Here is a 20301-nt window from a genome sequence, read left to right on the forward strand (position 1 = left end):
ACCCAAAATTGTCAGAAACCCAGGCCTTCCTTGGCGATCAATACGGCGGCGATGAGGGCCATTGCGTACATGAAGGGATAGAAAATCGCGGGCTTCATCCGGCGCACGCACCAGGCGCCGGCAATCGTCGCAAGCGGCGCAAATGGCAACAGCGTAGCCGAGGTGGCGAGGTTCTGGGTGTCGAGTTGGCCAAGCGCGAAGTAGGGAACGAGCTTGACGGCATTGAGGATCGCGAAAAAGCGGACGCTGGTGCCGGTATATTCTCGCGGCGGCATCTGCAGCGGCAGGGCGTAGATCTGGAAGGGTGCTCCGCCGGCATGCGCGACGAAGCTGCCGTAGCCCGACAAACTTCCCCAGATGGTTGCCAGCAATGGTCGCTGGTCATGGGGCGGCGTGTGCCGTCCGGCGCCGGGGCCGAAGTTGTTCCAGAAATAACGAAGGCAAAAGAGGATGGTGACGGCACCGATGACGACGCGCAGGACATTTCCCGGCACGAGGGCTGATGTCGCCCAGCCAAGTGCGATGCCAAAGAGGGCGCCGGGCAGCATTATCTTGAGCGTTGTCCAGTCGCCGTGCTTGCGCCAGATCACCAGCGAAATCATGTCCATGAAGATGAGGATCGGCAACAGGATTGCAGCTGCCTGGACAGGCGAAACGACGAGAGCGAGAAACGGCAATCCGATCAGCGACAGCGCATCGCCCATGCCGCCTTTCGCAAGTCCGACCAGAATGACGGCGGGGACGGCGGCGTAATAAAATGACAGGTCCATCGGCATGCTTTTGAAAATCCTCCCCTTGCCAGCCCCGTCTAACGGAATTACTCACACAGGACGAGTGCAGATCGGCCGCAAAACGGCCTGTTCCGCTGTAAATGGAAAGAGTTCATGACCGAACCCGAAAATCGCTGCCGCCTAGTTCTGATCGTCCCCGATGTTGCCGATGCCGATGAGCAGGCAAAGATGGTCGGCGATGCCTTGAAGGGCGGTGATGTCGCCTCGGTGATCGTGCCGCAATATGGTCTCAACGACGGCGAGTTCCAGAAGCATGCCGAGAAGCTGGTTCCAGTCATTCAGGATGCCGGCGCCGCCGCACTGCTTGCAGGCGATAGCCGCGTTGTCGGGCGCACCAAGGCGGATGGCCTGCACCTGACCGGTCCGGCTAGCGACATCGCCGAAGCGATCGACAAATATGCCGACAAGCTGATCGTCGGCGGTGGCAATGCCGCCGACCGGCACCATGCGCTGGAGATCGGCGAGGAGCGTCCTGACTACATCTTCTTCGGCAAGCTCGACGGCGATATCAAGCCGGAGGCGCACCCCAAGAACCTCGCCCTCGGGGAATGGTGGGCCTCGATGATCGAGATCCCGTGCATCGTCATGGGTGGTACGGATCCGGCGTCTGCACTGGCGGTCGCCGAGACGGGTGCGGAATTTGTCGCTCTGCGCCTCGCGGTTTTTGCGGACGCCGGTCGCGCACCGTCGGTTGTCGCTGAGGTGAATGCGCTCTTGGACGAAAAAGCGCCACGGTTTGAGGATTGATATCGCGCTCATGCCGATCCTGTCCCGCTCTCCGCGCGTTTATGCAGCCTTCGCCGCCATTCTGGCGGGGCTCACGCATGGCGCTTCGGCGCAGACGACTGACAACGTCGTCACGCGACCGCTTGTCACCGCTCCGGAGTCGTTGAAAACAGGGCGACCACAGGCAGACGGGACGGCACCTTCTACCGGCGTCGGCGTTTTCGACCGCATGGGTGCGAAGCTTCCCGACCTGCCGCCGGAAAAGGATTACAAGGGGCCGGTCGATGAGGCTTACGGCGCCTATCAGCGGGGCTACTATCTGACCGCAATGGAAAAGGCTCTGCCCCGTGCGCAACTCGGCGATCCGGCTGCGCAGGCGCTTATGGGCGAACTCCTGGCGGACGGGCTGGGCGTCAAGCGCGACATGAAGAACGCAGCCTTCTGGTACAGCAAGGGCGCGGAAGGCGGCGATCCCGCCGCTATGTTCAAGTATTCGCTGATGCTTATCGAAGGACGGTTCGTCAAGCGGGACAAGGCCAAGGCCGACGAATACATGCACAAGGCGGCGGATGCTGGAAACCCCTCGGCGCAGTTCAATTGGGGCCAGATCCTCACGGCCGACAATCCGGGTGACAAGGGCTTGAAGCTTGCACTGCCCTACTACGAGAAGGCTGCCGAACAGGGTATCGCCGACGCGCAGTATGCAGTGGCGGAGATTTATTCTTCGCTGCCGGATTTGCCGGAAGAAAAGAAGCAGCTGGCGCGCGAATGGATGGCACGCGCTGCGCATGCAGGCTACGATACGGCTCAGGTCGATCTCGGCATTTGGTTCGTCAACGGCAAAAACGGACCGCGCGATTTCACCAAGGGTTTCCAATGGTTGCGTCTTGCTGCCAATCGCGGCAACGTGGTCGCGCAGAACAAGCTCGCGCACCTCTATATCAATGCGCTCGGAACCAAGCCGGATCCGATCGAGGCGGCAAAGTGGTATGTGCTGTCACGTCGCGCCGGCCTGCCGGACCCGGCGCTTGAAGATTTCTATCTCGGTATCGAGGAAAGCCAGCAGAAGGCGGCAATCGATGCCGCCAACAAGTTCCGCCGGCTCCAGTGACCTAGAAGAGTGCGTCGGCGAAGAGGTCTTCGTCGTCCTCGGCCTTCGCGGTCTCGACGACTGCTGCCACGGGTTCCTCAGTGGCGGGAATGATGTCGCGGTGGACATTCCGTTCCTGCACCATGGTGTAGAGCTTGAAGATCTTCCGGTCGAGCGGTGCGACCAGGTCCGAAATATCCGATATGTCCGCGATCTCGGCGCCGGCCACGTCCTCCAGAACGTCCGCGCAGCGCGCGAGAACATCGCCCAGGTCACGCTGGAAATCCAGTTTGCCGATCAGCAGGCTTATTTTGCTTGCGACTTCGCGGCCATGCTCGGAAAGAACCTTGAGTTCGTCTTCCATCGTGTCTGCCGCTGCGCGGATGCTGGCGACAGCCGACGTGAGGTTTTCGCCGAGACCACCGCCATTCTGTGTGCTGGCCGGCGCAATCCGACCGGCTGCCGCTTCGAGCGCCGGGAGACCGTTGACGATCGCATCGGCCGACTCGTCGAGCTTGCCGGCAAATATCCGCAGTTCGGCCGTGACGACGTTAATCGACTTGCCTTCTTCCCCGAGACGGCTGCAGCGCAGGTTGGTGTTCAACGCCATGTAGTTGATGTCGGTCTTGACGGCGCGGATATTGCCGATCGCTTCCAGAAGCTTGGCAGCCGTGCCGAGGGTCGAGTGACTGACCTGATCGGCCTGCCGGGTGGCTTCGTCCACCTGCTTGACGATTTCATGTGCAGCGGAAACGCTGGATTCCAAGGCACGCATGAAATTGCCCTGACCGCCACCACTCATTTGATCGCGCAGGCGTAGAATTTCCTGTGTGTCCTGGCCGAAGCTCGCGATCGTGTCCACGACGCTGCGGGAGTCGCGATGGAAGTCCTTGCACATGTCGCTCATCTGCGCGGCGGTCAGATGATGGACGACGTTCTGCAGGCGCTGGCGTGCGTCTGCATCGAGCCTGCGTCCGTCTTCCCCATCCAGAAATTCATCGAGCAGGACAAAGGTGCTTTGGACATGTTCGATGCGTTGGCGGGTGATGTCACCGACCTGTAGGGCCGACAGCGTCGCGGCCACCTTGCTCTGGATGCCGCGGGCAATAGCCGAGACATCGCGGGCAATGGCCGCCAGGTTCTGTCGGTGGCTCGCGATTTGTCGGGCGTCGTCCTGCAAGGCACGGGCAACCTCGGGAACCGTCTCCGAATAACTGCGGGCGACGGACGCACCGAAGCTCAGGGCGATTTTGACTTCCTTCTCGAGGCTGTCGAGGTGCGCGGCGAAGCCATTGACCTCGGCAGTGCCCGAAGAGATGCGCTCAAGGATTTCCTGGGCGAAGCCGGCGAATTCGGGAAGGCCGGCGCCGGTGATCTTCACAGTCACGGCGAAGGTACGCAGATAGCGCATCGTCTCCTGCATGTCGGTGACATGCTTGCGCAGTGAATAGCCGGTGTCTGCCAGCGACGAAAGCGCATCCTGGCGCGCCTGCTCGGAACTCGGCAGATCGGTCAGGCTTTGCACCGTCGAGCGCAGATCCGCGCCGGTATCGCCGGACTCGTTGGCATCCAGCACCTTTGTCACATTGTCGAGTGAATTCAACAGGCGGTTGAGAACGTCCATGACGGAAAGCAGCACTGTGCCACCTTCGAGAAAGCGCTCTTCGACCTGGCTGCGCGCCGCTTCAAGCGTGTCGTTGATTCCCGATTCGGAACCCTGGAATGCGGTAAGTGCCGATGTCGCCCCGTTTGTCACGTTATTTCCTTTACTTATAACACTGGCAATTTCGACTCCGTTTCTAGGGGCTGGACGGAAACAGCGGGTAAACGCCGCGGGACTCGTCAATGTTGTGCTTAACGGGTTGTGAAAATCTCGACACTCAGCACTGCGAAAATAGATGCTTTCGATATTTCCATATGAAAAACAATATCTTATTTAACGAAAATCGCCCTCAATGTAAGTTTTATCGGGTAATAATTCAGGGAGTCTGGACACGTCGCAATTGTACCCCGGCACCGTCAAACTTTACCCCCTGTTAAGCCTGTCGTGAGAGTCCTCTTGTAGTCAAAAAGTATTTCTTCATTGCCGGAGGCCGCGTTGAGCGTAAATGGCCAATATACAGAATCGATTTCCCTGTCAGATTCTTTGATAATCAGGAATATCTCGGCTCTTTACTCGAGTATTTCTTCCGAAATCGATAGTAATAACGCGATTATTATCGATATTCCCGAGCATGCCGAAGCGGATCTGAGTTTCATTCAGCTTATCGAGTCCGCCCGTCGCCACGCCAAGGCACAAGGCAAGTCGATCGCGCTCTCCTCGCCTGCCACGGGACAAATTCTGAAGGTGCTTGAGGGTGCTGGCTTCATCGAAGCGTTCAACCCTGACGACGCTAAATTCTGGTTGCATAAAGAGGTGACGCCATGAGCGCAAACATTCTGACAGTTGACGATTCCGCAAGCATCCGGCTGACGACGAAGGTCACGCTGACGAACGCCGGCTACGCCGTGACCGAAGCGGTCAACGGCGCCGAAGGGCTGGCGACCGCCAAGTCGGCGCACTTCGATCTGATCGTCACCGATCTGAACATGCCTGTCATGGACGGCCTGACAATGATCGAGGAGCTTCGCAAGCTTCCGACGCACACGGGCGTACCGATCATCTTTCTGACGACGGAGTCTGATGCCGATCTGAAGGCTCGTGCCAAGGCGGCGGGTGCCACCGGCTGGCTGACCAAGCCTTTCGATCCTGAGAACCTAGTGAAAATTGTCAGAAAGGTGCTCGGCAAATGAGTACGCTCGACCCCGTTGCGGTCTTCCGGATGGAGGCGGCCGAGTGCCTCGAGACGATAGAGGCCGGCCTATTGGACCTGACGCATCAGCTCGATGACAAGGATCTGGTGGACGCCGTATTCCGGGGTCTGCATACTCTCAAGGGCTCGGGCGCGATGTTCGGCTTCGAGGCGCTTGCGGCCTTCACCCATCATTGTGAAACGGCCTTCGACAGGGTTCGAAAGGGCGAGGTTCCGGCAACTGCCGAACTCGTTGCGGCGGTTCTTGCCGCACAGGATCACATGCGGGCGCTCGTCGACCGGCCAGACGCCGATCACGGCGATACAGGGCAGAAGCTTCTTGCGCAGTTGCAGGCAGCGGTCGGCGGCAAAGGCGGTACGACGGCAGGCGCGGCTTCGGCTCCTGTATCAACGCCAGCGGTACTGGCCCCGGCAAAGAAAGCCACCACGTGGCGCATCCGCTTCGGCCTTCCATCGAATGCGATGGCAAACGGCACCAATCCGCTCGGGCTTCTCGATGAGTTGCGCGATCTCGGCGAGTGCTCGATACGAGCCAATACCGCAGCCGTTCCACCGCTCGGCGAGCTAGTGCCGACGGAGCTTTATGTCTCCTGGGATGTTGTGCTGACGAGCGAGCAGGACCGCTCTGCGATCGACGACGTATTCATCTTCGTAATGGACGATATGGAACTCGACGTTCAGGAAATCGATGCTCCGGTCGCAGACAGCACAGCGAAGGAGCCGGTTGCCGCTTCCGTGGTTGCCTTGCCGGTCGAACCGATTGCGGCGGCTCCGATTGTCGAACCAGACTTCAAGCCTGTCGAGGCCGTACCAGTGAAGCGTGATGCGCCAACTCCGGCTGTCGATCATCGCCAGGCGAAGGCCGCCGAGAACGTCCGCGTTCCGGCCGAACGCCTCGACGAACTCATGGATCGTGTCGGGGAGCTCGTCATTGCGCAGTCGCGCCTCAGCCAGCTTGCCAGCGCCAGCGCCGATATTGCCTTGCGGTCTGTCTCGGAAGAGATCGAGCGTCTGTCCGGCGAACTGCGCGACACGATGATGGTGTTGCGCATGGTGCCGGTCGCCACCCTGTTCTCGCGCTTCCGCCGCCTCGTTCATGATCTGGCGCGCGAAACCGGGAAGGTGATCGAGCTTGTGACGGAAGGCGAAAGCACCGAAGTCGACAAGACCGTGATCGAGCGTCTCGCCGATCCGTTGGTGCATCTGGTGCGCAACTCTATCGATCACGGCCTGGAAACACCGCAGGACCGCCTTGCGGCGGGCAAGTCGGAAGCCGGGACCGTGACCCTGTCCGCCCGTCAGGCTGGCGGTGAGGTGATCATCTCGATCAAGGACGACGGTCGCGGCATCAATCGCGATCGGGTTCGCGCCAAGGCGGAATCTTCCGGCCTGATCGCGCCCGGACAGCCGCTTTCGGACTCCGAGTTGCTGCAGCTCATCTTCGCGCCTGGCTTCTCCACGGCTGCGCAGATCACCAATCTCTCCGGCCGTGGCGTCGGCATGGACGTTGTCAAGAAGACAGTCGAAGCGCTTCGCGGCGCGATCGATGTCGAAAGCGTGCCGGGGCAGGGATCGGAGGTCTCGCTTCGCATCCCGCTGACGCTGGCGATCATCGACGGTCTGCTGGTTCGGGTCGGCTCGGGCCGCTACGTGATCCCGCTTTCGGCCGTAGAGGAATGCCTTGAACTCTCGCTCGAAGAGGATCTGCGTTCGCGCGGTCGCAGCTTCATTTCGCTGCGCGACAGCCTGGTTCCCTTCCTCCGCCTGCGGGACCTCTTCCGCACCGGAACGAAGCCTGACGTGCATCAGAAGGTCGTGGTGATCTCGACCGGCACGGAGCGCGTCGGCCTGGTCGTCGACCAGATCATCGGCGACCACCAGACAGTCATCAAGTCGATGTCCAAGCTCCACAACGACGTACAAACCTTCTCGGGGGCGACGATCCTCGGTGACGGCAGTGTCGCTCTAATTCTTGACGTCGGCCATCTCGTGGCCGCCGGGCAGCAGCAGGAAACGCAAATGAGGGCGGCGGGATGAGCGCGGCAGCAGAAAAGTTCGACAGCCATTGGGACTACGCCGACGAAGTTGAAGTTCTTACCTTCGACATGAACGGCGAAACGTTCGCGCTGGAAGCGGTGATTGTGCAGGAAATCCTCGATCTCCTGCCGGAAACCGCAGTGCCGGGCGCTCAGCCCTTCGTCGCAAGCGTCATCAATTTCCGCGGCAAGGTCATTCCGCTTGCCGACCTGCGACTTGCCTTCGGCATGGAGGCGACGGAGGCGACGATCGACAGCCGGATCATCGTGATCGAAGTCGACCTGCAGGGCGAGGCGACGTTGGTTGGCTTGCGAACCGACAAAGTCAACGAGGTCACGACGCTGACCCAGGCGGCCAGCGAGCCGCCGCCAAGCGTCGGCATGCGCTGGCGTGCCGACTACATCAACTGCCTCGTCAAGCGCGGAGGCGAATTCATCATCCTTCCGAACCTGCAGGCGATTTTCTCATCGCGGCACGACACATCGGGCGCGGGCAACTAGCCGGTCATCTAAGGGGTTAAAGATGCGACTGACAATCAAGACGAAACTGGTGACGGCGTTCACCCTTGTTATCCTTATGCTCATAGGCACGGCCGCATACGGCATTTTCAGCCTTGGCAAGATCAACGACACGCTTGGTGAGGTCCTTGCCGGGCCGGCTGCGCGCCTCGAGCTGACGCAGGCCATCAATATCGCCGAGCTTGAAATCATCCGTCAGCAGAAAAACCTGGTTGCTGCTCGGGACGAGAAGGAAACGGCAAGCGCGGTTAAGAACGGCGATGTTGCCCGCGAAGAGCTGACTAACTCCCTGACGTCGATCATTGCGCTGGCTGACGCCGAAGAGCGCGCTCACTGGGTTGAGATCGAAGCGATGTCGAAGAAGTTCATCGCGGCCGACGACCAGATCCGTCAGTTGCTGCAGGCGGGTAATCACGACGGTGCGACCGCGGTTTCCGTTGGTGAAGCCCGGCAGCTTGCCCATCAGCTCGATGGTGAACTTGACGGTTTGCTTGGCGCCGAGAAGGGCAAGATGAAAGCGGCCGACGAGAGTGCTGACCAGCAATATGCCTCGACGCGGCTCACCCTCGTCGTAGTTGCCGTTGTTGCAACGTTGCTCGCTGCAGTTACCGCCCTGTGGATCGCAATGACGATCAGCAAGGGTCTGGCCCGCGCCAACTCCGTCGTTCGTGAAGTGGCCGAGGGCGATCTGACGAAGACCGCCGAGATCACCAATCGCGATGAAATCGGCGAGCTTCTCGGCAATGTGAACCTGATGATCGAGCGTCTGCGTGGCGTCGTTGCGGATGCACTCTCTGCCGCAGAAAACGTCTCCGCCGGCAGCCAGGAGCTGTCTGCAAGCTCGGAGCAGGTCTCCCAGGGTGCGACAGAGCAGGCGGCTTCAGCCGAAGAAGCTTCCGCCTCGATGGAAGAGATGGCTGCAAACATCAAGCAGAACGCCGACAACGCCGCCCAGACGGAAAAGATCGCTCGCCAGTCTGCCAAGGACGCGGAAGAGAGCGGTGCTGCGGTCACTCGCGCCGTCGACGCCATGCGGACGATCGCCGAGAAGATCGGCATCGTGCAGGAAATCGCCCGCCAGACGGATCTGCTTGCGCTAAACGCCGCTGTCGAAGCCGCTCGTGCCGGTGAACACGGCAAGGGCTTTGCGGTCGTCGCTTCCGAAGTGCGCAAGCTCGCCGAACGCAGCCAGTCGGCCGCCGCCGAAATCAGCGCCATGTCGAGCGACACCGTGAAAGCCGCCAGCAACGCGGGCGACATGCTGAGCCGTCTGGTGCCGGATATCCGCAAGACGGCGGAGCTCGTGTCCGAAATCAGCGCTGCTTGCCGCGAGCAGGATATCGGCGCCTCGCAGATCAACGAAGCGATCCAGCAGCTCGACAAGGTGACACAGCAGAATGCCGGTGCATCCGAAGAGATGTCGGCAACCTCGGAAGAATTGGCGGCTCAGGCCGAAGAGCTCCAGGCTTCCATCGCCTTCTTCAAGGTTGATACGGCTGGCACAAAGCTCAGCGCCAAGAAGCAGCAGCCCAAGGCACATGCAAAGCCCGTTCCGGCCGCAGCGCGCAGTGCCTCCGCAGCTCCCGCTGCTAACCGCACCATCGCCGCCCAGCAGGCGCGGGTGAAGGGATTTGCTCTCGATATGTCGATGGGCGGCCCTGACGCCGGCGACGACGACTTCCGCCAGAGCGCCTAAGACGCTCAGAAACTGCTGAGAGGCTCGACGCCTCTCAGCAAGGCCCAGCGCGTGTATGCGTTGGCAGAAATATCCGGTTCCCGGAATCGCAGAAGGGTGGATGTACAGTCTTCCTGCGCCTCAGCGCCGCCGCAGCTTTCCTGGCGGTCCCCTCCATACTGCGATTTCCAAGGATATGAAGAAATGCGGTTCACGATAAAGCTAAAACTTGCGATTGCGTTCGGTCTTCTGATCGTTCTGATCGCATCCTGCGTAGGGCTCGGACTGCGCGGTCTACAGCAAATGGATGCCCTAAAAGACAGCCTCATAGAGGGGCCAATCCGTCAGGACGACTACGCGAACGATCTTTCCGCTGCGTTTGACGGATTGGGCTTGGCTGAGGCCGATCTGCTCTTGGCCACCACGTCTGAAAGAACGAAGAGTGCGATCGAAACGATTGCGGCTGAGCGCAAGGCCTTCTCCGAGGCGCTCGAGGCCGGAGAAAGCAGCGCTTCGGCCGAATTCAAGCCGAAGTGGACAGAAATCCGCCAGTTCTGGGACGATTATCTCGCCCTGAATGACAAGATGCGGGAACTGGTTCTTGCCGGCCAGCGTGATGCAGCGCTCGAGCTCAATCAGACCGAGGGAACCGTGGCGAGCGATAAGATGGACGCCATGAAGGAAGCGCTCGGCCAGCTGACCGAAGCGAGCATCAACAACTCCGACAAGACATCCGAAGCCGCATACAACACGACCTTCACGATGCTGATGACCACGGCGGCCGCCGCCCTGGTAATCGCATTTGCCGCTGCACTTTGGATTGCGCTTGGTATCAGTGCCGGTCTCAACAAGATCAAGGCCGCAGTCAACGCGGTTGCCATCGGCGATCTCGATCAGGATGTCCAGGTAAAGACCAATGATGAGATCAAGGATCTCGTCGTGACACTCAATGTCATGACGGACAATCTGCGCACCACTGCCGGCATTGCCAACCAGATCGCCAACGGCGACCTGACCGTCTCGCCGAAGCCGCTGTCCGACAAGGATACGCTCGGCCTTGCTCTGGAACAGATGGTCGAGCGCCTGCGCGGCGTCGTCGCTGATGCGATCTCGGCAGCAGAAAATGTTTCGGCCGGTAGCCAGGAGCTGTCTGCGAGCTCCGAACAGGTCTCCCAGGGCGCGACAGAGCAGGCGGCTTCCGCCGAAGAGGCTTCCGCCTCGATGGAAGAGATGGCTGCAAACATCAAGCAGAACGCTGACAACGCCGCCCAGACCGAGAAGATCGCCCGCCAGTCCGCCAAGGACGCGGAGGCAAGCGGCGATGCCGTTTCCCGCGCCGTCGAGGCCATGCGGACGATCGCCGAGAAAATCGGCATCGTTCAGGAAATTGCCCGCCAGACGGATCTGCTCGCTCTCAATGCCGCTGTCGAAGCTGCTCGCGCCGGTGAACACGGCAAGGGCTTTGCGGTCGTCGCTTCCGAGGTGCGCAAGCTCGCCGAACGCAGCCAGTCGGCTGCAGCCGAAATCAGCGCCATGTCCAGCGACACGGTGAAGGCAGCGAGCGATGCCGGCGAGATGCTCGGCCGCCTGGTGCCCGATATCCGCAAGACCGCGGAATTGGTCTCGGAAATCAGCGCCGCATGCCGCGAGCAGGATATCGGTGCCTCGCAGATCAATGAGGCGATCCAGCAGCTCGACAAGGTGACGCAGCAGAATGCCGGCGCATCCGAAGAGATGTCGGCAACCTCGGAAGAGCTGGCAAGCCAGGCTGAAGAGCTGCAGACCTCCATCGCCTTCTTCAGGGTCGACATGACAGGCAGCCGTCAGAACCGCACCCCAGCAGCCCGCGTCAGCGTCCGCAGCCCGGCGCCGGCACCGCGCAAGCCTACTGCCAAGCCTGCATCGCCGGCACACTCCGTCGCCGCCCAGCAGGCGCGCGCCAAGGGCTTTGCACTCGACATGTCCATGGGCGGGCCGGATGAAGGCGACGCCGAGTTCAAGGAAAGCGCATAGTATGGCAACGGCATCCCTGGAAGCGCAGTTCGTGACCTTCAGCCTCGGCGAGGAGACCTTCGCCGTGCCGGTGGAGGTGGTGCGGGAAATCCTCGACTATGCGGAAGCCTTCAAGATTCCGAATGGTCCCGATTACCTCCTTGGCCTTCGCGATGTGCGCGGCCAGGGCGTGCCGACCATCGATCTTAGATTGAAGCTCGGTATGTCGAAGACGATCCCGACGCCGCACACACGTGTTCTCGTTCTCGATATTCCAATGGAGAGCAGGACGCTCACCCTCGGCCTGGTCGCCGACCGGGTCTTCGAGGTCACGCCGTTCCGGCATGACCAGATCGAGGCGGCGCCCGATATCGGCGTTCGCTGGCGTTCCGATTACATTGCCGGCGTGGTGCGCCGGGAAGGCGGCTTCGTCGTCATCGTCGATCTCGCGCGGCTTCTGTCGCGCGAGGATGCCTCTGTCTTGCAATCGGCCGCCTGAGGCGCGGCCCAGCCGGAGTTTTACGCATCATGGCTATGGCCGTTGCAGAAGCCCCATTTTCGGGCGACAGGATCAGCAAGCGCAATTTCGATAAGCTTGCCCGGTTCATTTACGATTACAGCGGTATCAAGATGCCGCCGACAAAGCTCACCATGCTGGAGGGCCGGCTTCGTCGCCGGCTGCGAGCCACAAATCATGTGACTTTCGACGACTACTGCGACTTCCTCTTTCACGAGGACGGGTTGGAGCAGGAATCGGTCTATCTCATCGATGCCGTGACCACGAACAAGACGGACTTCTTCCGGGAAGCGCGGCACTTCGAATACATGCAGCAGGTAGCGTTGCCGGCTCTCGCTGCCAGCGGCGTTCGCACTGTCCGCACCTGGAGTTCGGCGTGCTCTACGGGCGCAGAGCCCTATACCATGGCAATGGTGCTCGAGGAGTTCACAGAAGCACGCAGCGACTTGAATTACAGTATTCTCGCCACCGATCTCAGCACCGATGTACTGCAGACAGCGCAGCGCGGCATCTATGCCGAGGATCTCGTCCAGCCCGTTCCCCGCGATCTTCATCGCAAATACATCATGGTCGCCAAGCAGCCTGGACGGCGCGAGATTCGTATTTCGCCCCTGCTTCGCAGCCGAGTCGGCTTCGCCCGAATGAACCTGATGGATGACAAGTATCCCGTAGGCGATGCGATGCACATGATCTTCTGCCGCAATGTGCTGATTTATTTCGACAAGCCGACGCAATCGGCCGTGTTGACCCGCCTTTGCAATTGCCTGGTCAAAGGCGGCTACATGTTCATCGGCCATTCGGAATCGATCACTGGCTTCGATCTGCCGTTGAAGCAGGTCTCCAATACTGTTTTCCAGCGAGTCTGAGCAAAGGCTGCCATGGGCAAGAAAATCCGCGTTCTCATCATCGACGATTCAGCCAGCGTCCGTCAGACGCTTGTGCGCGTGCTGCAGGAAGACCCCGAAATCGAGGTCATGGGGGTCGCAACCGATCCCTTCATGGCCGCGAAGAAGATTCAGGAAGAGATTCCTGACGTGATCACGCTCGACGTCGAGATGCCGCGAATGGACGGCATTACCTTCCTGCGCAAGCTGATGGCGCAGCGGCCGATCCCCGTCGTTATGTGTTCCTCGCTCACCGAGGCAGGCTCGGAAACGCTCATGCAGGCGCTGGAAGCCGGTGCCGTAGACGTGATCCTGAAATCGAAGATCGGGGCTGCCGACAGCCTTGCCGACGACGCAATTCGCATCCGCGAAGTGGTCAAGAGCGCGTCTCATGCCCGCCTTGGTAACGTCCGTCGGGCGGCAAGCAGCGTTCGAGCGGGCAAGGAAGGGCCGGCGCAGAAACTGACGGCCGATGCCATGCTGCCGCCGCCGACCGGTCGTGCGATGGCAAAAACGACGGAGATGGTGGTTTGCGTAGGCGCTTCGACGGGCGGCACCGAAGCGTTGCGCGAATTTTTGGAAGCGCTGCCAGCCAACGCTCCGGGCATCGTCATTGTTCAGCACATGCCCGAGAAGTTCACAGCGGCCTTTGCCAAGCGGCTGAATGGTCTTTGCGAAGTCGAAGTCAAGGAGGCGGTGGATGGGGATCCGGTCCTGCGCGGCCATGTGTTGATTGCACCCGGCGACAAGCACATGCTGCTCGAGCGGCAAGGCGCGCGCTACCATGTCTCCGTCAGGCAAGGTCCGCTGGTATCTCGCCATCGCCCGTCGGTCGACGTGCTGTTCCGCTCGGCTGCGCGCAGCGCCGGCTCGAACGCAATGGGGATCATCCTGACCGGTATGGGCGATGACGGCGCGAAGGGCATGTTGGAAATGCACCAGGCAGGCGCCTATACAGTGGCGCAGGACGAGGCGACTTCGGTCGTCTTCGGAATGCCGAAGGAGGCCATCGCCAAGGGCGGCGTCGATCGCATTCTACCGCTCGACCAGATCGCACGTGAAGTGCTGATGACGCAGCAGAAGTTCTAGACAGAATCAACGCGAAGCGAGGGTCGCATGCAGGCCGTGCGGCTCTCCTCTTGAAATTTTCCCGATTTTGTGGTCTTGAGGCCGCCAATCTTATCGAGCGCTGCCTTCTCCGGCGATCAGGGACCTTCTCGCCCTGACAGCGCGTACCGTATTATCGCTCAAGGAAAAGTGCTCACATGGCCCGTTCAGCTCTCCTCAATGTCATGGTTCAGGCTGCCATCAAGGCAGGAAAATCGCTGGGGCGTGACTTCGGGGAAGTGCAGAACCTGCAGGTTTCTGTGAAGGGCCCCGGCGACTTCGTTTCCAATGCCGACCGGAAGGCGGAGAAGATCGTCAAGGACGAGCTCATGAAGGCTCGCCCGACCTATGGCTTCCTCGGCGAGGAAAGCGAGGAGATCAAGGGCACGGACGGTGCACATCGCTGGATCGTCGATCCGCTCGATGGCACCACGAACTTCCTGCACGGCATTCCGATGTTTGCGGTCTCGATTGCGCTCGAGCGCAACAATGAGATCGTCGCCGGTGTTGTCTTCAATCCGGCAACAGACGAGCTCTACACTGCGGAGCGTGGTGGTGGCGCCTTCCTCAATGACCGCCGCCTGCGTGTTGGTGCGCGTCGTGTGCTTTCGGACTCCGTCATTGCTTGCGGTGTGCCTCACCTCGGTCGCGGCAACCATGGCAAGTTCCTCGTTGAACTCCGCCACGTGATGGGCGAAGTGGCCGGTATTCGCCGCATGGGTTCTGCGTCGCTGGATCTTGCTTACGTGGCGGCTGGCCGCTTCGATGGCTACTGGGAAACCGGGTTGTCTGCCTGGGATATCGCGGCGGGTATCCTGCTTATCCGCGAAGCCGGTGGTTACGTGTCTGATTGGGATGGCGGTACGTCCATCCTTGAGACCGGTTCGGTCGTCGCAGGTAACGAGTATATCCAGAAGGCATTGCTTGAAGTCGCCAAGCGCCCGATCCCAGCTCGGTAAATCGCTGTTGTAAAGACACGGTTTTCGTTTCCGCATACTTCAATTCGGCACAATGTTGCTCTAGTCTCCGGCTGAAATGAATCCGGAGGCTGCGGAACCTATGGAAAATGTGAATGTGGCGGAGTTCGGCTCGACCGAAAAAACCACGGGCAACTACAGCTACAAACTTTCCAGTCCGATGCCGTTTCTTTGGACGATGGTGCTGTTTCTGATCATCGTCGGGTTCATTGCTGCTATTCTTTTCCGGCAGACACAGACTGCCTTCATGCACAATCCCGGCCTCAACGGTTTGATCCTCGGGGTCTTGGCCGTTGGTATCATTCTTGTTTTCAGCCATGTCCTGTCGCTCAGGCCCGAGGTGCGGTGGTTCAACTCGTTCCGTGCCGCAGGCAGCGCCGACAAGGTCGGCCGCAACCCGAAGCTGCTAGCTCCGATGCGGACGCTGATCGGCAGCCGCAGTGCTTCGGCAGGGATTTCGACGGCGGCATTCCGCTCCATTCTCGATTCCATTGCCAACCGTCTCGATGAATCGCGGGATGTCTCGCGTTACCTCATTGGTCTTCTGGTCTTTCTCGGTCTGCTCGGCACGTTCTGGGGTCTTATCGGCACGATCGGGTCGATCAGCTCCGTCATTCAGACGCTCGATGCAGGCGCCAACGGTTCGACCGATGTTCTCGGCGCTCTGAAGGAGGGGCTGTCGACGCCGCTTTCCGGCATGGGCCAGGCGTTCTCATCATCACTGCTTGGCTTGTCAGGCTCGCTCATCCTGGGCTTCCTCGACCTGCAGGCAGGCCGCGCGCAGAACCGGTTTTACATGGAACTGGAAAACTGGCTTTCGTCGGTAACCGATGTCGGCTCCGACGTGGCCATGCCAGCCCTCAGCGCTAACTCGGCAGTCTCGCCGGACGACGTTCGCGCGCTTTCCGAATACATGCGCCGCATCTCGGAGGAAGGTAGCGGCGGCACTCAGCGATCGGTTGCGGCAATGGCGAACCTTGCCGAAGGCATTCAGGGCCTGGTCAAGAACATGCGCAACGAGCAGCAGATGCTGCGCGACTGGATCGAGGCACAGCAGGACGAGACGAAGGCGATGCGCCGTACGCTCGATCGCCTGACTGAGCGGATCGGTTCTCAGGAAAGGCACGGTTCAAGCGAACGCTCACAGCGGATGCCGCAAACCGAAAAGACCGAGGGTAAGTAAGCATGGCCCTTGCTCGCAATCGTCGCCCCCAACGCGCGGTGGACTACTGGCCAGGGTTTGTCGATGCGCTGTCGACGCTGCTGATCTCGATCATGTTCGTCCTGACCGTCTTTGTCGTCGGTCAATTTATCCTGAGCCGGGAAATTACCGGTCGGGACGAGGTGCTCAATCGTCTGAACAGCCAGATCAACGAGCTTACGCAGCTTCTGGCTCTGGAGAAGGGGAGCAACCAGGATCTCGAGGATAGTGTCGCCAACTTGCAGGCGTCCCTTGCGACGGCGGAGAGCGAACGATCCCGTCTCAAGGCCTTGCTCGATGCCGGTTCTGGCGGCCAGAGCGCCGCCGAAGCGCGCGTCGGCAACCTGACGAAGGAACTCGACGAACAGAAGCAGATGAGCGACCGGGCGATGAGCCAGGTCGAGCTTCTGAACCAGCAGATCGCCGCGTTGCGCAGCCAGATCGCCGCCGTCGAAGCCGCCTTGCAGGCATCCGAGCAGAAGGATCAGACATCACAGACGAAGATCGCCGATCTTGGCCGTCGTCTGAATGTCGCATTGGCGCAGCGCGTGCAGGAGCTCAACCGCTATCGTTCCGATTTCTTCGGGCGCTTGCGCGAGATCCTGTCCGACCGCGAGAACATCCGGATCGTCGGCGACCGCTTCGTGTTCCAGTCGGAAGTCCTGTTCCCGTCCGGTGGCGCGGATCTCAATCCTGAGGGGCAGGCCGAGATGGCAAAGCTTGCGACGGCGCTTCTCGACGTGGCCAAGGAAATTCCGCCGGAGATCAATTGGGTTCTGCGCGTGGACGGCCATACCGACAATGTGCCGCTCGCCGGCACCGGCAGGTTTGGCGATAACTGGCAGCTCTCGTCCGCGCGCGCCATATCGGTCGTCAAGTTCCTGATCTCCCAGGGTGTCCCGGCTGATCGCCTGGTCGCCGCCGGCTTCGGCGAATTCCAGCCGATCGCGCCAGGCGATACGCCGGAAGCGCGTGCTACCAACCGTCGTATCGAGCTGAAGCTGACCGAGAAGTAGGTCTACACGATGCCCGCTCGAACGTCCGCGAGGCGACTGAGAAGAAAACCACGCACGGCCGGGCTGTCGCTGAGGCCGATTGCCGAGAGATAGGCGGTCTCCGCTTCCCGATCGTTCCCGACTTCCGTCAGCAGATGCGCGCGAACGGCCCAGTAGGGTTGATAGGCCTTGATTTCCCTTGCGTCCATGGTGGTCAGACAATCCAGTCCGGCTTGGGGCCCCTTGGTACGGCCAAGGACAGCGGCACGGCTGACGCGGGCGCCGACCGTTGGCTGCATCATCAGCAACGCGTCATAGAAGGTCAGAAGGGCGTCCCAATTCGTCATGCCGGTCAGACGACGCGCACTATGTACGGATTGAATGGCGGCCATACATTGGAACGGACCGAAACGGTTGGCCGCACCTGCCTTGCGGAGCAGCGCATCAGCTTCGGCAAGCATGATCGCATTCCAGCGATCCGTCGACTGCTGCTCCAGCGCAATGTACTCACCTTCGGCATTCCGCCGCGCCGCACGTCGGCCCTCGCAATAGAGCATCAAGGCAAGCAGCCCGATGACCTCCGGTTCGTCGGGAAGCATGGAAAGTAGCGCGCGGCAGAGCCAGATGGCTTCATTGGAAAGTGCGCTATGACCGCCATCGGCACCACCGAGATCGTCCCAACCAAGCCCGTAGGCGGCGTAGATTGCGGAGAGCACGGCGGACAGACGCTCGGGCAGCGAGCGTCGATCGGGTATAGTAAACCCAATGCCGGTATCGCGAATGTTCGCCTTGGCCCGGACCAACCTCTGTCCCATTGTAGCAGGGGAAACGACGAAGGCCTGCGCGATGGCTCGTGCGTCGATGCCCAGGACGACTTGCAGCATCAACGGCGTGTGGATGCTCTTGTCGATTTGCGGATGGGTGCAGACGAAAAGCAGCTTCAGGCGGTCGTCTGGGAATGCATCGGCCGTCGCGTCGTTCATCCTCGCCTCCGCCTCCTCGACGGCCAGGGCGATGGTGGGGCGAGCATTTTCTTGGACGGTTCGGTGGCGCGCCCCTTGCATGAGATTGCGCCGCGCAGCGACCAGTAGCCACGCCTCCGGCCTGTCAGGAATGCCACGCGCCGGCCAGACACGCAGGGCATCGACGAGCGCTTGTGACAGCGCATCCTCCGCCGCGGGCAGATCTCGGGAGCGGGCCGCTAAGAAGGCAACCAACTTGCCATAGGATTGGCGCGCCACCCTTTCGGCGGCGCGCTCGGCCTCAACGGTCATGCCCACCTCACATTTGCAGGCGAGGGCGTACCTCGACCGAGCCTTCCGAGGAGACCGGAACGCGGGTCGCCCATTCGAGCGCCGTATCGAAGTCCGGTACGTCGATCAGATAGAAGCCGCCCAACTGCTCCTTGCCTTCGGGATAGGGGCCATCCTGCACATCGTGATCCTCGCCCCTGCGCCGGACCACCGTTCCGGTCTCGGGTGCGGTCAGCCCGGCGCCGCCGGTCATGATGCCAGCCTGAATCAGAGCCTGTGTGTAGGCGATCCAGCCATCGCGATAGGTGGGATCGGTACGGCGGGCAAAATCCTGCGATGATTCGCGAATGATGAGCGCGTACTGCATGTGGCATTCCTCCAGATTGGTTGCGTTGACCGGCTTGCAGGCATCTAAGAACCAAAAGTGAAAAGCTGCAACGCTCGGGGATCGGCGGAAGACCGTTCCGATACAATGAGATGTGAGCGCAGCTCATTTCGACATTCGGCAAAAAATCCTGGTGACGAAAAAGTGGCGTTGCTGCTGAGGAGGGCGCCGCGTAGGCTGGCGACGAATTTGGGGGGAAATGCTTTGATCGAATGCGATGTGCTGGTCATCGGCGCTGGTCTTGCGGGGCTTGTGGCGGCAGCGGAGGCGGCGGATCGCGGGCGGACGGTCTGCATCGTCGAGCAGGAAGGCGAACAAAGCCTTGGGGGGCAGGCGTTCTGGTCGCTCGGCGGCCTGTTCTTTGTCGACAGCCCCGAGCAGCGGCTGATGGGCATTCGCGATAGTATCAGCCTGGCGCGACAGGACTGGATGGGGTCCGCGGCGTTCGATCGGCCGGAGGACTATTGGCCGCGCCGCTGGGCGGAGGCCTATCTCGAATTTGCCTCGGGGGAGAAACGTTCGTGGCTCCACCAGCAGGGAATGCGGTGGTTCCCCGTGGTCGGTTGGGCCGAGCGGGGAGGTGGCCTGGCGCATGGCCACGGCAATTCGGTTCCGCGCTTCCATGTGACATGGGGCACGGGACCGGCTGTACTTGCGCCATTCATCCGCCGTGTGCGCGAGGCCGAGGCGAAGGGGCTCGTGACGCTGCTGTTTCGGCATCAGGTGGATGATCTTGTCGTACAGGACGGTGTCGTCTGCGGTGCACGCGGCACCGTGCTTCAGTCGGATACTGGCGTTCGAGGGCAGGAGACGAACCGTATATTCGCGGCGCTGTTCGAGATCCGGGCCGGGGCAACGATCGTGACCTCAGGCGGCATCGGCGGCAATCACGATGCAGTGCGCAGAAGATGGCCGGTTGATCGCCTTGGGCAGCCGCCGGCCGATATGGTTGCCGGTGTGCCTGCCCACGTCGATGGGCGGATGATCGAGATCACCGAGCGCGCTGGCGGCCGGGAGATCAATTCGGATCGGATGTGGCACTACACCGAGGGGCTGAAGAACTGGGATCCGATCTGGCGCAATCACGGCATTCGCATCCTGCCAGGGCCATCCGCTTTTTGGTGCGATGCCTGGGGTAACCGGTTTGCCGCGCCTGCCATGCCCGGTTTCGATACGCTGGCGACGCTGAAGGCGATCTGCGCGACCGGTCAGGACTAAAGCGTGTCGCACCTATTCGGTCTCATACCCTGCGGCCCTGAAGAAGTTCAGGCATTCATCAATGGAGAAAAGACCGACAATCTCGCCCAATGCCTTTGTGATTGCATCGAAGCTTCGTGCCG

The 20301-nt window shown here is 60.8% G+C and carries 18 protein-coding genes and 1 pseudogene; 15 read left to right on the plus strand and 4 right to left on the minus strand.

Features of this window, described 5'->3' with window-relative positions; all coding sequences use genetic code 11:
• Window positions 1–11: 11 nt before the first annotated feature.
• Window positions 12–776, minus strand: a complete 765-nt coding sequence (locus tag JNB88_RS21870; protein ID WP_220357234.1) for a sulfite exporter TauE/SafE family protein — start codon at window positions 774–776, stop codon at window positions 12–14.
• Between the two features lie 108 nt (window positions 777–884).
• Between JNB88_RS21870 and JNB88_RS21875 the strand changes: the two genes are divergently transcribed.
• Both JNB88_RS21875 and JNB88_RS21880 read left to right on the plus strand, forming a co-directional pair.
• Window positions 885–1538, plus strand: a complete 654-nt coding sequence (locus tag JNB88_RS21875) for a thiamine phosphate synthase (protein ID WP_037133758.1) — start codon at window positions 885–887, stop codon at window positions 1536–1538.
• A 10-nt stretch (window positions 1539–1548) separates the two neighbouring features.
• Window positions 1549–2628: a tetratricopeptide repeat protein gene (locus JNB88_RS21880; protein ID WP_220357235.1), complete on the plus strand. Its 1080-nt coding sequence runs from the start codon at window positions 1549–1551 to the stop codon at window positions 2626–2628.
• Window position 2629: 1 nt separating this feature from the next.
• Here JNB88_RS21880 and JNB88_RS21885 read toward each other — a convergent pair whose 3' ends face one another.
• The gene (locus JNB88_RS21885) at window positions 2630–4363 is read right to left on the minus strand and encodes a chemotaxis protein (RefSeq protein WP_220357236.1); all 1734 of its coding nucleotides are present in this window, start codon (window positions 4361–4363) and stop codon (window positions 2630–2632) included.
• A 342-nt stretch (window positions 4364–4705) separates the two neighbouring features.
• On the opposite strand from JNB88_RS21885, the gene JNB88_RS21890 reads away from it, so the two are divergent.
• The 12 genes from JNB88_RS21890 (at window position 4706) to JNB88_RS21945 (ending at window position 17344) form a co-directional block, all read left to right on the plus strand.
• On the plus strand, window positions 4706–5035 hold the full coding sequence (locus JNB88_RS21890) for an STAS domain-containing protein (RefSeq protein ID WP_223217277.1): 330 nt from the start codon (window positions 4706–4708) through the stop codon (window positions 5033–5035).
• The gene (locus JNB88_RS21895) at window positions 5032–5400 is read left to right on the plus strand and encodes a response regulator (protein WP_037133766.1); all 369 of its coding nucleotides are present in this window, start codon (window positions 5032–5034) and stop codon (window positions 5398–5400) included. The genes JNB88_RS21890 and JNB88_RS21895 overlap by 4 nt, the downstream gene beginning before the upstream one ends.
• Window positions 5397–7457 carry a chemotaxis protein CheA gene (locus tag JNB88_RS21900; protein WP_220357237.1) on the plus strand — a complete coding sequence of 687 codons (2061 nt, stop codon included), beginning with the start codon at window positions 5397–5399 and terminating at the stop codon, window positions 7455–7457. Before JNB88_RS21895 ends, JNB88_RS21900 begins: the two co-directional genes overlap by 4 nt.
• A complete protein-coding gene (locus tag JNB88_RS21905; RefSeq protein WP_037133772.1) occupies window positions 7454–7957 on the plus strand; it encodes a chemotaxis protein CheW in 504 nt (167 codons plus the stop codon). Before JNB88_RS21900 ends, JNB88_RS21905 begins: the two co-directional genes overlap by 4 nt.
• A 22-nt stretch (window positions 7958–7979) precedes the next feature.
• Window positions 7980–9671 (plus strand): methyl-accepting chemotaxis protein, encoded by a 1692-nt coding sequence (locus JNB88_RS21910; protein WP_220357238.1) that lies wholly within the window; start codon window positions 7980–7982, stop codon window positions 9669–9671.
• 183 nt (window positions 9672–9854) lie between these two features.
• Window positions 9855–11663, plus strand: a complete 1809-nt coding sequence (locus tag JNB88_RS21915) for a methyl-accepting chemotaxis protein (protein ID WP_220357239.1) — start codon at window positions 9855–9857, stop codon at window positions 11661–11663.
• 1 nt (window position 11664) lies between these two features.
• Window positions 11665–12141: a chemotaxis protein CheW gene (locus tag JNB88_RS21920; protein ID WP_037133780.1), complete on the plus strand. Its 477-nt coding sequence runs from the start codon at window positions 11665–11667 to the stop codon at window positions 12139–12141.
• A 29-nt stretch (window positions 12142–12170) separates the two neighbouring features.
• Window positions 12171–13025 (plus strand): CheR family methyltransferase, encoded by an 855-nt coding sequence (locus JNB88_RS21925; protein WP_220357240.1) that lies wholly within the window; start codon window positions 12171–12173, stop codon window positions 13023–13025.
• A gap of 12 nt (window positions 13026–13037) precedes the next feature.
• Window positions 13038–14132, plus strand: a complete 1095-nt coding sequence (locus tag JNB88_RS21930; protein ID WP_220357241.1) for a protein-glutamate methylesterase/protein-glutamine glutaminase — start codon at window positions 13038–13040, stop codon at window positions 14130–14132.
• 176 nt (window positions 14133–14308) lie between these two features.
• Complete coding sequence (locus tag JNB88_RS21935; RefSeq protein WP_037133787.1) at window positions 14309–15109, plus strand: inositol monophosphatase family protein; 801 nt, start codon at window positions 14309–14311, stop codon at window positions 15107–15109.
• Between the two features lie 100 nt (window positions 15110–15209).
• Window positions 15210–16310: a flagellar motor protein MotA gene (locus JNB88_RS21940; RefSeq protein WP_220357242.1), complete on the plus strand. Its 1101-nt coding sequence runs from the start codon at window positions 15210–15212 to the stop codon at window positions 16308–16310.
• Window positions 16311–16312: 2 nt separating this feature from the next.
• Window positions 16313–17344 carry a peptidoglycan -binding protein gene (locus JNB88_RS21945; RefSeq protein ID WP_220357243.1) on the plus strand — a complete coding sequence of 344 codons (1032 nt, stop codon included), beginning with the start codon at window positions 16313–16315 and terminating at the stop codon, window positions 17342–17344.
• 2 nt (window positions 17345–17346) lie between these two features.
• Here JNB88_RS21945 and JNB88_RS21950 read toward each other — a convergent pair whose 3' ends face one another.
• A complete protein-coding gene (locus tag JNB88_RS21950) occupies window positions 17347–18597 on the minus strand; it encodes an RNA polymerase sigma factor (protein WP_220357244.1) in 1251 nt (416 codons plus the stop codon).
• Between the two features lie 7 nt (window positions 18598–18604).
• Window positions 18605–18943: a YciI family protein gene (locus JNB88_RS21955; RefSeq protein WP_220357245.1), complete on the minus strand. Its 339-nt coding sequence runs from the start codon at window positions 18941–18943 to the stop codon at window positions 18605–18607.
• Window positions 18944–19165: 222 nt separating this feature from the next.
• Here JNB88_RS21955 and JNB88_RS21960 point away from each other — a divergent pair.
• Window positions 19166–20176 (plus strand): annotated as a pseudogene (locus JNB88_RS21960) (FAD-binding dehydrogenase); the annotation flags it as partial.
• Between the last annotated feature and the right edge of the window lie 125 nt (window positions 20177–20301).

The sequence above is a fragment of the Rhizobium cauense genome (assembly GCF_019511525.1).
Lineage (GTDB): Bacteria > Pseudomonadota > Alphaproteobacteria > Rhizobiales > Rhizobiaceae > Rhizobium > Rhizobium cauense.

What these genes read in the sequence shown, in the direction of transcription:
- JNB88_RS21870 (WP_220357234.1), bottom strand. Translation starts at nt 776, where the DNA reads ATGCCGATGGACCTGTCATTTTATTACGCCGCCGTCCCCGCCGTCATT.
- JNB88_RS21880 (WP_220357235.1), top strand. Translation starts at nt 1,549, where the DNA reads ATGCCGATCCTGTCCCGCTCTCCGCGCGTTTATGCAGCCTTCGCCGCC.
- JNB88_RS21945 (WP_220357243.1), top strand. Translation starts at nt 16,313, where the DNA reads ATGGCCCTTGCTCGCAATCGTCGCCCCCAACGCGCGGTGGACTACTGG.
- JNB88_RS21930 (WP_220357241.1), top strand. Translation starts at nt 13,038, where the DNA reads ATGGGCAAGAAAATCCGCGTTCTCATCATCGACGATTCAGCCAGCGTC.
- JNB88_RS21895 (WP_037133766.1), top strand. Translation starts at nt 5,032, where the DNA reads ATGAGCGCAAACATTCTGACAGTTGACGATTCCGCAAGCATCCGGCTG.
- JNB88_RS21900 (WP_220357237.1), top strand. Translation starts at nt 5,397, where the DNA reads ATGAGTACGCTCGACCCCGTTGCGGTCTTCCGGATGGAGGCGGCCGAG.
- JNB88_RS21925 (WP_220357240.1), top strand. Translation starts at nt 12,171, where the DNA reads ATGGCTATGGCCGTTGCAGAAGCCCCATTTTCGGGCGACAGGATCAGC.
- JNB88_RS21875 (WP_037133758.1), top strand. Translation starts at nt 885, where the DNA reads ATGACCGAACCCGAAAATCGCTGCCGCCTAGTTCTGATCGTCCCCGAT.
- JNB88_RS21910 (WP_220357238.1), top strand. Translation starts at nt 7,980, where the DNA reads ATGCGACTGACAATCAAGACGAAACTGGTGACGGCGTTCACCCTTGTT.
- JNB88_RS21920 (WP_037133780.1), top strand. Translation starts at nt 11,665, where the DNA reads ATGGCAACGGCATCCCTGGAAGCGCAGTTCGTGACCTTCAGCCTCGGC.
- JNB88_RS21915 (WP_220357239.1), top strand. Translation starts at nt 9,855, where the DNA reads ATGCGGTTCACGATAAAGCTAAAACTTGCGATTGCGTTCGGTCTTCTG.
- JNB88_RS21955 (WP_220357245.1), bottom strand. Translation starts at nt 18,943, where the DNA reads ATGCAGTACGCGCTCATCATTCGCGAATCATCGCAGGATTTTGCCCGC.
- JNB88_RS21935 (WP_037133787.1), top strand. Translation starts at nt 14,309, where the DNA reads ATGGCCCGTTCAGCTCTCCTCAATGTCATGGTTCAGGCTGCCATCAAG.
- JNB88_RS21950 (WP_220357244.1), bottom strand. Translation starts at nt 18,597, where the DNA reads ATGACCGTTGAGGCCGAGCGCGCCGCCGAAAGGGTGGCGCGCCAATCC.
- JNB88_RS21905 (WP_037133772.1), top strand. Translation starts at nt 7,454, where the DNA reads ATGAGCGCGGCAGCAGAAAAGTTCGACAGCCATTGGGACTACGCCGAC.
- JNB88_RS21940 (WP_220357242.1), top strand. Translation starts at nt 15,210, where the DNA reads ATGGAAAATGTGAATGTGGCGGAGTTCGGCTCGACCGAAAAAACCACG.